The 13,267-nt window shown below is 38.2% G+C and carries 7 protein-coding genes and 1 other annotated feature; of the genes, 5 read left to right on the forward strand and 2 right to left on the reverse strand.

Translation table 11 applies throughout. The features are described 5' to 3' along the window. Positions 1-91 precede the first annotated feature (91 nt). The 5 genes from IGL86_RS04330 (at position 92) to pheT (ending at position 11,679) form a co-directional block, all read left to right on the forward strand. The gene (locus IGL86_RS04330) at positions 92-3,682 is read left to right on the forward strand and encodes a PD-(D/E)XK nuclease family protein (RefSeq protein ID WP_033625704.1); all 3,591 of its coding nucleotides are present in this window, start codon (positions 92-94) and stop codon (positions 3,680-3,682) included. After that, positions 3,675-7,469 (forward strand): helicase-exonuclease AddAB subunit AddA, encoded by a 3,795-nt coding sequence (addA, locus tag IGL86_RS04335; protein WP_033625705.1) that lies wholly within the window; start codon positions 3,675-3,677, stop codon positions 7,467-7,469. The genes IGL86_RS04330 and addA overlap by 8 nt, the downstream gene beginning before the upstream one ends. A 69-nt stretch (positions 7,470-7,538) precedes the next feature. Continuing rightward, positions 7,539-7,883 carry a winged helix-turn-helix transcriptional regulator gene (locus IGL86_RS04340; RefSeq protein WP_002358035.1) on the forward strand — a complete coding sequence of 115 codons (345 nt, stop codon included), beginning with the start codon at positions 7,539-7,541 and terminating at the stop codon, positions 7,881-7,883. Between the two features lie 43 nt (positions 7,884-7,926). Continuing rightward, positions 7,927-8,145: a binding site (T-box leader), on the forward strand. 56 nt (positions 8,146-8,201) lie between these two features. Continuing rightward, a complete protein-coding gene (gene pheS / locus IGL86_RS04345) occupies positions 8,202-9,248 on the forward strand; it encodes a phenylalanine--tRNA ligase subunit alpha (RefSeq protein WP_002358034.1) in 1,047 nt (348 codons plus the stop codon). A gap of 7 nt (positions 9,249-9,255) precedes the next feature. Next, positions 9,256-11,679, forward strand: coding sequence for a phenylalanine--tRNA ligase subunit beta (gene pheT / locus IGL86_RS04350; RefSeq protein ID WP_033624906.1), 2,424 nt, complete (start codon positions 9,256-9,258; stop codon positions 11,677-11,679). Between the two features lie 197 nt (positions 11,680-11,876). Here the strand turns inward: pheT and IGL86_RS04355 are convergent, their stop codons facing one another. Together IGL86_RS04355 and IGL86_RS04360 are read right to left on the reverse strand one after the other, a co-directional pair. Next, positions 11,877-12,542 (reverse strand): amino acid ABC transporter permease, encoded by a 666-nt coding sequence (locus IGL86_RS04355; protein ID WP_080280126.1) that lies wholly within the window; start codon positions 12,540-12,542, stop codon positions 11,877-11,879. Between the two features lie 11 nt (positions 12,543-12,553). After that, positions 12,554-13,267: an amino acid ABC transporter permease gene (locus IGL86_RS04360; protein ID WP_002363695.1), complete on the reverse strand. Its 714-nt coding sequence runs from the start codon at positions 13,265-13,267 to the stop codon at positions 12,554-12,556.

The following is a 13,267-nucleotide window of genomic DNA, read 5'->3' on the forward strand; positions in this document are numbered from 1 at the left end:
AGAAGGACGGAAATGTGTAAAAACAAACACATGTTTCCGTCCTTCTTTTGTGGTAAAATAAAGGCAGTGCAAAGGAAAAGGATGTGAAACCATGAGTGTGCAGTTTATTAGAGGAACCGCTGTGGCAGATTTAGAAGCGCCACTTATACAGGCGACAAAACAATGGCTAGAGGAAGACGCACAGCATGAAGTATTCTATTTAGTCCCGAACCATATTAAGTTTGAGCAAGAAATTCAAGTCTTGCAAAAGTTACGTCAATTACAGACAACTACGTCTGATTCAATAACCAGTACCCGTCTGCAGGTTTTTAGTTTTTACCGTTTGGCTTGGTACTATTTACAACATACACCTTTTTACTCGGCAGATGTTTTATCTGATGCAGGCGCTGCGATGATTTTCCGCAAAATTTTAGTAGAAGCAGAAGAAGAGTTACAAATTTTTAGAGGTGAAATTAACAAGCCTGGCTTTATTCAGCAACTATTTCAGCTTTATCAAGAAATGCACGAAGGCAATATTGAAATTGCGGAGCTTTATCCATTTTTAGAAAAACAAACGGAGAACCCTAAAGGACAAGATTTACAACTTAAGTTTCAAGATTTAACGTTAATTTTTACACGATTCCAATTACAAATGAGTCAGTATGGCTATGAATCAGCGGAGATTATTCAACATTTAAGCGAGTATTTACAAACGGTTGATTTGTCGAATGTTCAATTCGTTATTTCAGGCTATCAGCAGTTTACCGCCAGAGAATTAAAGTTGATTGAAGTGCTAATGGCGCAAGCAGGTTCTGTGAAAGTAGCCCTTTTATTGGACAAACAATATCCGCATGACTTACCTGATCCGCGGTCGTTATTTTATGAAGCGGGGCAAACCTACCATCAGCTTTATCAATTAGCAAGACAGAAGCAAATTCCGATTCTTTCAGATTATGTGGAAAAGAAAGAGGTATTAATTACAAACCCAGACTTGCAAGGATTAAATGATTATTGGATTCAATCGCAAGAGCACCTGCATCCATTAAGCACAACTGACTGGAGAGGCGATGGCTTATTTCTGTGGCGTGCTGAAAACGTTAAAGAAGAATTAACACATGTTGCAACCGAAATTCGCCGTTTAGTGGTGGAAGAAGGGTATCGGTACAAAGAAATTCAGGTGTTGACTCGTGATTTAGATTGTTATGAAAATTTATTAGAACCGATTTTTGCGGAACACGAGATTCCTGTTTATGTCGACCGAGATATGGCTATGGATCGGCATCCTTTAGTCGAATGGATTGAATCTTTATTTGCTATTCATTCGTACAATTATCGTTATCGTGATGTGCTCCGTTTTTTGAGAACGGAATTATTTATGCCAATGAATCAACTCGCTACTTCTGAAGAAAGCTTGACTGATTGGTTAAACCAACGGAACGCTTGGCGCAGAAAAGTTGATATTACCGAAAATGTAGTCCTGGCATACGGCTATGAAGGTTATTATTGGTCGCAAGAAAAAGATTGGGAATTTATTCGGTATGATTTTGAAGCGGAAGAGCAAGAAGATGTCGCTACGATGGAAGAAGAGTCAAATGCGATTCGTCAATCGCTTCAACGGCTGTTACCTAGTTACTTTCAAGCAATGATAAGTGCCAAAACTGGTTTGGAAGCAGCGACCGTCTTCTATCACTTTTTACTGCAAAGTGGTGTGGCAACACAATTAAAAATGTGGCGCTTACAAGCTATCGAAGCCGGTCAACTAGAAACAGCTCGTAACCATGAACAGACTTGGGATGCATTGATGTCATTACTAGATGAATACGTCACTGTTTACGGAGAAAGTTCGTTTGATTTTACAACGTTTCAAGAAATATTTGTTAGTGGTTTGGAAGGTTTGCACTATAGTAAAGTGCCGACAGCGATTGACCAAGTACAAGTTCGCGCAATGGATTTAACTCGACCTGGCGCTGCCAAGGTTACTTTTGCTATTGGGATGACGGAAGAAATTTTTCCACAAAAGATTGAAAATAAAACACTATTGTCTGATGAAGAACGTCAGGCAATCAATGATACTTTAACGGAAAACCAATATTTACGTGGGACAACCGGACGCAAAATTGCGCAAGAACCTTATGTTGCGTATCTTGTCTTTTCTTCAGCGCGAGAACGGTTATATTTAACCTATCCAAGTGTTAAAGATACCGCTCAAGAAGTCAAACCGTCTCCTTATTTTAAAAATATCCAAAAAGATTTAAACTTGCCCGTTTTTGAAAAAAATGAAACAACTATTTTCGATGATGAAACGACCAGTTTAGCCCATATTAGTACGTATCGGACGTTAATCGGTGAATTAACGCGTTTGAAAAGACAACGGAAAGAAACACAAGAAGGATTGTTGCCTTTCTGGTTAAATATGGAAAAAGCGCTAATGAACCAATCAATTGCGCCGCTAGCCAAGCAAGTTTTCGAAAGTTTAACGCATCAAAATATTCCTGAAAAGATTGATGAGGTCTTAGCAGAACCTTTATATGGTAAAGATATTTATACATCCGTTTCTCGGATGGAGAGTTTTTATCGCTGTCAGTATCAATACTTTTCTCGCTATGGCTTACGTTTGAAAGAAAGAGATGTCTTTGGGCTTTCGCCAGCAGCTACAGGGGAATTTTTCCATGAAGCATTGGATCAGTTCTTTAAATTATTGATTATGAATCAACGGAACTTATCTGAATTAACCGATCAGGAAGTCAATTTATTGGCGGAGGAAGTACTAAATAGTATTTTAGGGGATGCGCGTTTTTCTGTATTAACGACCTCTAGTCGCATGAACTATATTCGCTATCAATTGAGTCAAACAATTAAAAAAGTCAGTTGGGCGCTGAAACGTCAAAGCCAACGAAGTGGCATGACGACTGTTCAAACGGAAGTGTTATTTGGCCAAATTGCCGCTAAAAAAGGAATTTCTGGTTTGGAATTACCATTAAAAAATCAAGGGAAGATTCATGTTCGGGGAAAAATCGACCGGATTGATCAATTGGTTACCCCCGAATCAACCTATTTAGGTGTGATTGATTATAAATCGAGTCACCGTAAATTTAATATGACAGAAGCGTATTACGGCTTAGCCATGCAAATGCTGACGTACTTGGATGTGGCTTTAATGGATGCTGTACAATTAGTTGGTCAAGAAGCTAAACCTGCTGGCTCACTTTATCTGCATGTACACAATCCTACGTTATCTTATGAAGGCAAAGACGACATTGAACAACAAATGCTTAAAAAATATCAGTTTGATGGTCTTTTGATGAAAGACCCAGATTTATTGGATCATTTAGATACGAGTCTGCAAGCTAAACAAAGTTCGTTGCTGTTTCCAATTGAAGAATCCGCCAAAGAACAAATTAAACCTGGTCGTCGCCAAGAAGATAAATTTGTGACAGAACCAGAATTAGGCGCGTTGCTTTCCCATAACCGAAATAAATTTATTGAAGCGGGAAATCAAATTATTGGCGGCGAAGTTCAACTTAATCCCGCTTATCAAGGCAAGGAACGGATTGCTTGTCGCTATTGTCCGTTTCGAAGTGTCTGTGATTTTGATGTGATGTTAAAAGAAAATAATTATCATCGTATTGAGAATTTATCCAAAGAGGAAATTATGGCGCGCTTGTTAAACAAAGATGAGGAAGGAGCAACCGAAGATGAGTAAAACAATTCCACTACGTCCAGCCAATGAGCAATTCACCGACAGTCAATGGCAAGCGGTGTTTGATGGCGATGAAAATATCTTAGTTTCTGCTTCGGCTGGCTCAGGAAAAACCACTGTTTTAGTCCGCCGTGTCATTGAAAAAGTCAAAAGCGGCGTCGATATCGATCGTCTCTTGATTGTGACGTACACTGAAGCCGCCGCCCGTGAGATGAAAGAACGTATCCAAGTGGCTTTACAAAAGGCAATGAATGAAGAACAAGATCCAGAAAGAAGACGGCATTTTTCTCGTCAAATTGCTCTTTTGCCAACAGCCAATATCAGCACGTTACATGCCTTTTGTTTAACTGTTATTCGTCGTTTTTATTATTTAATTGACATAGATCCAGTTTTTCGGATGTTAACAGATGAAACAGAAACATTGTTATTAAAAGAAGATGTTTGGGATGCATTACGTGAACAATTTTATGCGGAAAATCAAGAAGAATTTTACCAATTAACAGCGAATTTTTCCAATGATCGTAGTGATGACGGACTCACTAACTTAATTTTTTCTTTTTATGAATTTGCCAAAGCCAATCCTGATCCAGAGGCGTGGATTAATGGCTTAACACAAGCCTACGAAGTAGGGGATCAGCTAGGCGAATCAACGTTATTTCAGACGTATTTAAAACCGCTAGCTGTTGAGACGTTACAACGAACTCTTCAGCGTTACGAAGAAATGGTGACCTTAACAGAAGGCGAAGAGAAACTTCAAAAGATTTGGTATTTAGCTCAAAATGAAAAGGAACAAACAAAACAATTTTTACAATTTTTAGAGAGAAATGATTTAGAGAGCGCCTATAATTTGACTGAATTGTTGAGCTTTGACCGCTACCCAACGGTTCGTGCCGAAGAGTTGAAACCAACCGCGGAACAAGCCAAACAGTTACGAGAACAAAATAAAAAAGCGTTAAATGATTTGAAAAAGCAACTGTTTACACTTTCTCCAGATGCCATGAAACAAGTCTTGAAAGAGGCCACGCCCATTGTTCAAGAAATGGCTCACGTGGGGAAACAATTTATGGAGGCCTATGGCGCAGAAAAACGGCTTAAAAATTTAGTGGATTTTAACGATTTAGAACATTATACGTTAGCTATTTTAGCGAAAAATCAGGCAGATGGCTGGCAAGCATCAGAAGCCTCTCTTTACTATCGCGAAAAATTTGATGAAGTGTTAGTCGATGAATACCAAGATATCAATCAATTACAAGAATCTATTTTGTATTGGTTGCGCCGCCCGCTTAGCGCAGAAGGAAACCTTTTTATGGTAGGGGATGTGAAACAGTCTATTTATTCTTTCCGCTTGGCAGATCCTACATTGTTTATTGAAAAATACAATCAGTATGGGCAAGGCAAAGAGGGCAAACGAATTATTCTAGCTGAAAATTTTCGTTCCCGCAAAGACGTTTTAGACTTTACGAATTTAGTATTTAGTCAATTAATGGATGAGCGAGTGGGCCAAATTGCTTACGATGAGTCAGCCGCTTTGGTTCATGGCTTTGATCAATTTTCGGAGGCGGCTGATTATTCAACTGAATTGCTAATTTATGAAAAAAAAGCAACAGAGTCAGTTGAATTTCCAGAATTACAATCCCCTGAGTTGTTGATTGAAGATAAGATAGAAGGGGAACTTTACGTTACTGCTTTGAAAATTCGTGAATTAATTGACCAAAATTTCTTAATTTATGATAAAAAGCTGAAAACGGATCGACCGATTACTTATCAAGATATTGTCTTATTAACGCCTACGAAGAAAAATAATTTAACTATTTTAGATGTTTTTAAATCATTAGAAATTCCAGTTCAAGTCAATGATGCTCAAAATTATTTCCAAGCAACGGAAATTCGTACAATGATTGCCTTGCTTCAATTGATTGATAATCCCTATCAAGACATTCCTTTGGCAGCTGTGTTACGTTCACCAATTGTTGGATTAAAAGAAAACGAATTAGTGCTTATTCGTTTGGCTAATAAGGAAACCAGTTACTACGAAGCATTTTTAACGTTTAATCAAAAGATGGAACCAACCATGGAGGAAGCAGTTGTTCAGGAAAAAACTATACGTTTTGCTGAATCATTAGAAAAATGGCGGGAACAGGCTCGACGCAACCAGCTTAGCAACTTGCTGTGGACAATTTATCGGGAAACGGCCTATCTTGATTATGTTGGCGGGTTGCCTGTTGGCAAACAACGCCAAGCCAATTTATATGCGTTGGTCGATCGGGCCGCGGCGTATGAAAAAACAACCTTCCGCGGATTATTTCAATTTGTTCGCTTCATCGAAAAAATGCAAGAAAAAGACAAAGATTTAGCAGAACCAGTCGTTTTAAGTGAAGAGAATGCCGTACGCGTCATGACGATTCACGCTAGTAAAGGGTTAGAATTTCCGGTGGTATTCGTTTTAGATATGACCAAAGAATTTAATGTCAGTGATTTGAATGAACGCTATATCTTTGAAGAAAATTTAGGGGTAGGCATTCGTTATTTACAACCTGAAGAACGAGTTATGTACGATACTTTACCATTTTTGGCGATTAAACAAGTACGATTGAGAAAATTACTATCCGAAGAAATGCGGAAGTTATATGTGGCGTTGACACGTGCAGAACAGAAACTTTTTCTGGTGGGCTCCTATAAAGACCAAGCGGCGATGTGGAAAGAGTGGCTGAAAGTTGGCGATGTAGAAACACTGGTGCTACCAGCTGAAAATCGCTTGCAAAGTAAAAGTAGTTTAATGAATTGGGTTGGGATGACATTGGTACGCCATCAAAAAGCCGCTGAATATCAGCAAGAAGTAGTGGTAAGTGACGTTCCGCAAGTTAAAAAGCACCCAGCTAACTTTCATATTCAGTGGTTCAACGAAGAACAACTACGAGCAGCCATTCAGCAATTACAATTGCCAGAAAGACAAGCAGAGGATTTAGCCGAAAAAGCGCAATTATCTGCTGACAAAATCAATCGTGGCCTTGCACGGTTAAGTTTCAACTATCCGTTTGAAGTGGCTACTCGGACCACCAGTTATCAGTCTGTTTCTGAAATCAAGCGAGTATTTGATGACCCCGATAACAAAGAAATTGGTAAAATTGAGGTTCGGGAAGACAATACTATTCAAGCGCAACCGTTGATTGTCAATCGAATGATTGAAGGAGATTTAAGTAAGCCTAAATTTTTAGATACGGTTCAAGCGCCCTCAGCAGCTGAAATTGGGACAGCAACTCATTATTTATTACAACTAATTGATTTAAGTACACAACCTTCTTATGAAGAAGTGCGAGCTGTTCAAGAACGTTTAGTGGAAAATAAATTGATTTTACCAGCAATTGCTGAAAAAATGAATCTGGAACAAATCGTGGCCTTCTTTGACACCGCCTTAGGAAAACAATTGATTCAACACCATCAAACCGTTAGAAGGGAACAACCTTTTTCTATGCTGATTGAAGCAGAAGAGCTTATTCAAAATTATCCAGAAACGACACAAGATGATTTATTAATTCATGGGATTATTGATGGTTATATCGAATTAGACAATCAATGCATTTTGTATGACTATAAAACCGATCATGTAAAAGGCACCTCTCCCCAAGCGATTTCTGAAATTGTCGAACGGTATCGCGGACAGATGAATCTTTATCGTAGAGCGCTACAAGAGGCAACGCATAAAGAGGTGTCGTACGTCTATTTAATTTTATTAAATGGAGGAGTAATTATTGACATGCAGACAGGAAATGTTGTAGATTTTATAAAGTAGAAAAAATTAGAAGCAGAAACACTTACATTTTGTAAGGAATGTGCTATACTCATTGAAGAGGTGAGGAAGATGGAAAAAGTAAAAACAGAATCGTTTGTACTTTGTCCCAAATTTGAAAAATCATTTTCAATACTTGGTAAAAAATGGAATGGTTTAATTATTGATGTTTTATTAGAACGAGGTCCTCAACGTTTTGGCGAATTAAAAGAAAAAATTCCAATGTTAAGTGATCGTGTCTTAGTAGAGCGATTGAAGGAACTAGAAGCTGAAGGAATTATCACCAAAGCTGTTCGTTGCGGTGAAGGAAATCGCTTAGAATATTTCCTAACCGAAAAAGGCGAAGACTTGCAATTAGCAATGGAACAAATTCAACATTGGGCAGAAAAATGGGTAAAAGACGAAGAATGCAGTTGACCGCAAGCAAAACTTCTTGTAAACTAAACGTAATTAAATAACTAAAAAAACAGTGATGGAAACAAGTAGTTTGAATTGACGTGTTTTAGGGAGAGTCAGCCAGAGACTGGAAGCTGATTTACACAGTCACCAAGCGAAATTCACTTCCTGAGTTTGTTTGTTTTCAAGAAGAAAGCAAACCGGTAATTGCCGTTAAATGAAATGAGTGCATGACAACAATTTGTTATGAATTAGGATGGTAACACGATAGCTCGTTCCTTTGAAAGGAATGGGTTATCGTTTTTTTTAGTTTAAATAAAAGATAGAGGGGAACGCATAATGACATTACAAGCGCAATTAGAAGCTCTTAGAGACAATACGCTCAAAGAAATCGCACAAGTTGCTACTTTAAAAGAATTAAACCAAATTCGCGTAGAAACATTAGGGAAAAAAGGGCCAATCACCGAAGTACTAAGAGGCATGAAAAACCTTTCACCAGAAGAACGACCAGTGGTGGGGGGCTTTGCAAATGAAATTCGTGATTTATTAACCGAAGCAATTGAAGCGCGCAAAGTTGTTTTAGAAAACGAAGCGTTAAATGCGGCACTAAAAGAAGAAAGTTTAGATGTAACTTTACCTGGAAAACAAATGCCTCAAGGTACACGTCATATTTTGACACAAGTTATGGAAGAGATTGAAGATATTTTCTTAGGCATGGGTTATCAAGTAGTGGAAGGATACGAAGTAGAATCGGATCACTATAATTTCGAACGCATGAATCTACCAAAAGATCATCCGGCACGCGACATGCAAGATACGTTTTATATTTCAGATGAGATGTTAATTCGTACGCATACTTCACCAGTTCAAGCTCGAACAATGGAAAAACACGATTTTTCAAAAGGTGCATTACGAATGATTTCTCCTGGGAAAGTATTCCGTCGTGATACAGATGATGCGACACATAGTCACCAATTCCATCAGATTGAAGGCCTTGTTGTCGATAAAAATGTCACAATGGGTGATTTAAAAGGGACGTTAGAAGTCATGATGAAAAAAATGTTTGGTGAAGATCGTAAAATTCGTTTACGTCCTAGCTATTTCCCTTTTACAGAACCTTCAGTCGAAGTAGATGTTAGCTGTTTTAAATGTGGCGGCGCAGGTTGTAACGTCTGCAAACATACAGGTTGGATTGAAATTTTAGGTGCGGGGATGGTTCATCCAGATGTGTTACAAATGTCAGGGATTGATCCAACAGAGTACTCAGGCTTTGCCTTTGGCTTAGGACCAGATCGCGTTGCTATGTTACGTTATGGTGTAAATGATATCCGTAATTTTTATCAAAATGATTTACGTTTCTTAAATCAATTCAAGGTAAAGGAGTAGTTGAAAAATGTTAGTTTCTTATAAATGGTTAAATGAATATGTTAATCTTTCAAACGTTACTCCGCAAGAATTAGCGGACAAAATGTCTGTGACAGGTATCGAAGTTGAGGGCGTTGCTGTACCTGAAGAAGGATTAAAGAAAATTGTTGTCGGTGAAGTAAAAGAATGTGTTCCTCACCCAAACTCTGACCACTTATCAATTTGCCAAGTAGACATCGGTGAAGAAGAATTGTCACAAATTGTTTGTGGAGCACCAAATGTAAAAGCAGGAATTAAAGTCATCGTAGCGTTACCTGGTTCAAGAATTGCAGGAAATCAAAAAATTAAAAAAGGTAAAATGCGTGGCGAAGTCTCTAACGGAATGATTTGTTCGTTAGAAGAGCTAGGATATTCAGATAATGTCGTACCAAAAGCCTACGCTGAAGGGATTTATTATTTACCTCAAGAAGCAGTGAATGGAACACCTGTTTTCCCTTATTTAGACATGGATGATGCGATTATTGAATTATCAATTACACCAAACCGTGCAGATGCATTAAGTATGAGAGGGGTAGCCTATGAAGTTGGCGCAATTTATCGTCAAACGCCTCAGTTTAATGATCCCGAACTCAAAGAAGATGCTTCAGATAACGTGGGAAATTACGTAACAGTGACTGTTGAAGATTCACAAGATGCGCCAGCGTATCAAATTCGTGTTATTAAAGATGTGACGATTGCAGAAAGTCCTCAGTGGTTGCAAAATCGATTGATGAATGAAGGAATCCGTCCGATTAACAATGTGGTGGACGTGACAAATTATATTTTATTATTATTTGGTCAACCATTGCATGCATTTGATTACCAAAAATTAGATAGTAAAGAAATCTTGGTTCGTCGAGCAACAGCAGCAGAAGAACTAATTACATTAGATGGTGAAACACGTCAATTAACAGAAGAAAATATCGTCATTACGAATGGAAAAACGCCTGTCGGCTTAGCCGGTGTAATGGGTGGGGCTAATTCTGAAATCAGTCAAGAAACAACAACTGTGGCTTTAGAAGCGGCATTGTTCAATCCATTGTCTATTCGCAAAACGTCTAAACAATTCAATTTACGGAGTGAATCTTCAAGTAGATTTGAAAAAGGCATCAACCAAGCGACAGTTGGGCTAGCTTGTGATGTGGCAGCCGCAATGATTGCAGAGTTAGCCAACGGAACAGTGGTCTCAGGCACTGCAGTTGGTTCTGAAGTGGACGTTAAAGAAGCGCAGGTAGCTGTGACTTTAGAACGAATCAACCAATATTTAGGTACTTCATTAGATGAAGCAACGGTGAATGAAATTTTTGAAGCACTCGGTTTTGCTTATGAAGTAAATCAAGGCGCATATGAAATTACGATTCCACCAAGACGTTGGGATATTGCGATTGAAGCAGATATTATTGAAGAAGTGGCCCGCATTTATGGATATGATTATTTACCTTCAACATTGCCAAGTGGAGAAACAGTTGCTGGAAGTCTAACCAAAGCACAACATGTTACGCGCCAATTAAAGAGCTTACTGGAAGGTCATGGTACGAGTGAAGCCATCAGCTATGCGTTGACAACAGAAGAAAAATCCCGTCAATTTATGATGAAAGAAAGTCAAACAACACGTTTGCAATGGCCAATGAGTGAAGAGCGTTCTGTGTTACGTATGAACTTAATTTCTGGTTTATTAGATGATGTCGCATACAATGTGGCGCGTAAAAATAATAATATCGCCTTCTACGAAGTAGGACGCGTTTTCTACCAAACAGAAGATCCAACAAAAAATTTACCTACAGAAGAAAATCACTTAGCACTTGCTTTAACTGGTAATACAACGGTTAAAGATTGGCAAACAAAAGCAACAGCCGTTGATTTTTATACAGTAAAAGGCTTAGTGGAAAGTATTGTAGCTGTTTTAGGATTAACAGAAAAAATCAGCTACCAAGCGACAACGGCGATTCCAGAAATGCATCCAGGCCGGACAGCATGGATTTATTTAGAAGATGAAGTGGTTGGTTTTGTCGGACAAGTTCACCCAACGACAGCAAAAGCGTACGATATTCCTGAAACATATGTTGCTGAATTAAACTTGCAACAATTAGTAGCCACAGAAGCAGGCGGGGTTACTTATGAAGCAGTTTCTAAATTCCCAGCAGTTTCTCGAGATATTGCTTTATTAGTCGATGAAACAGTTACTAATCAAGAACTAGTTAAAACTATTTCAGATAACGCAGGTAAATATTTGAAAGAGATTCATTTATTTGATGTATATCAAGGTGAAAAACTAGGCGCTGGCAAAAAATCAATGGCGTATAGTTTAACTTTCGTTAATGCAGAAGCGACATTAGTGGATGAAGAAATTAACCGTTCAATGGAAAAAGTTGAAAAAGCGCTAATTGAAAAACATCAAGTAGAAGTAAGATAAAATAAAAACAGGAAAGTGGGGCATAAGTCGAAATGACTTATGCCCCACTTTCTAAATCTTAAGATAATCAGCTGAACAAAAGCAGCTCCTTCGGAAATAAGCCGAAATTATCCAAAAATTAAAGAACAATTTTCGGAAATTCCTTCTTATTTCTTGGAGCTAAACACTTTTGTCTCAGCCTCCTGTTTTTAACTACATTAATAACTTTTCGCCCAATTTCGTGAAAGCCAACGTGAAAATTGTGAGATACTAAAGTTAATAATGAAATAAATAAGGGCGACGATTCCGTAAATAGTGAATACTTGTCCTGTTTGTGCGTAGCGCCCCATTAAGATATAAGATTTGCCAAAGAGTTCTTGTAAAGCAATTACGGAATACAAGAAACTTGTATCCTTGATGACAGTAACAAACTGAGAAACGATCGCTGGTAAAACATTGCGAATGGATTGAGGCAAAACAATATGATAAAGAATTTGCCAATTTGAAAAACCTTGAGAACGCGCCGCTTCAATTTGGCCTTTATCGACCCCATTTAAACCACCACGAATAATTTCCGCTAAAGCAGCGGTAGTAAACACAGTAAAACTCACAATTCCAGCAGGTGTGGATTTGATTTTGAAAATCAAAAAAATAACATAAATCCACAATAAGTTTGGAATATTACGCACCACTTCTACATAAATACTGGCAAGTAACTTCAGTGGTCCATGGGTTTGATTTCGCAAAACGGCTAGAATGGTGCCAAAAATCGTACTCAAAATAATTGAGACGAAGGAAATATAGAGCGTCAATTTTAAGCCGTTAAATAGAAATTGAAAATTATTTGCTGTCAGTAATTGACGCATTTCTTCTGAAAAAGGCATCTGTTTTCCTCCTATCTACTATATGCTTTCTTATTTTTTTCTTCCATTTTTCTAGCCAAATTCGCTAATGGGAAGCAAAGAATGAAATATAAGAAACCAGCGAGCGCAAAGGCGGGAATATAGTTCAAGTTGACAGACGACCAACTATTGGCAGCAAACATTACGTCTGCGCCAGAAATAATAGCAACTGTTGACGTATTTTTAATTAGGTTCACTACTTGATTGGTTAAAGGCGGTAACATAATCCGCCATGCTTGTGGTAAAATCACATACCGCATCGTTTGACCATACGTTAATCCTTGGGAGTAAGCCGCTTCAAATTGCCCTCTTGGGACAGCTCCGATTCCTGAGCGAACCACTTCAGAAATGTAGGCACCATGGTAGAGGCCTACACACAGAATGGCAATCGTAGTAATAGAAAATGAAAGCAGTGGGCTTAGCAGAGGAAAGCCATAATAGACTACGATAAATTGAATCAACAAAGGTGTGTTTTGAAAAAATTCTACATAGACACGACTAATTGCGTGTAAAAGTTTACTTTTGGTCGCTGATAAACTGCCAAAGAAAATGCCTAAAGCAAAGGCGACTAAGATTGCTCCTAAAGAAAGCAGAATAGTATAGAGAAAAGCCTGACCAAAAATTCGCCAATCTTGAAATAAAGCTTCCCAACGATATAAGGCAAATGGCCCTTCTTCAAGCCAGGAAATATTGGCTAACAAAAACAT

The organism is Enterococcus sp. DIV0774 (assembly GCF_050539095.1).
Taxonomy (GTDB): domain Bacteria; phylum Bacillota; class Bacilli; order Lactobacillales; family Enterococcaceae; genus Enterococcus; species Enterococcus faecalis.

Bases quoted from the DNA above. Each gene is read 5' to 3' on its own strand.
- IGL86_RS04355 (WP_080280126.1), bottom strand. From the start codon at position 12,542: ATGCCTTTTTCAGAAGAAATGCGTCAATTACTGACAGCAAATAATTTT.
- pheS (WP_002358034.1), top strand. From the start codon at position 8,202: ATGACATTACAAGCGCAATTAGAAGCTCTTAGAGACAATACGCTCAAA.
- pheT (WP_033624906.1), top strand. From the start codon at position 9,256: ATGTTAGTTTCTTATAAATGGTTAAATGAATATGTTAATCTTTCAAAC.
- IGL86_RS04340 (WP_002358035.1), top strand. From the start codon at position 7,539: ATGGAAAAAGTAAAAACAGAATCGTTTGTACTTTGTCCCAAATTTGAA.
- addA (WP_033625705.1), top strand. From the start codon at position 3,675: ATGAGTAAAACAATTCCACTACGTCCAGCCAATGAGCAATTCACCGAC.
- IGL86_RS04330 (WP_033625704.1), top strand. From the start codon at position 92: ATGAGTGTGCAGTTTATTAGAGGAACCGCTGTGGCAGATTTAGAAGCG.
- IGL86_RS04360 (WP_002363695.1), bottom strand. From the start codon at position 13,267: ATGTTTTTGTTAGCCAATATTTCCTGGCTTGAAGAAGGGCCATTTGCC.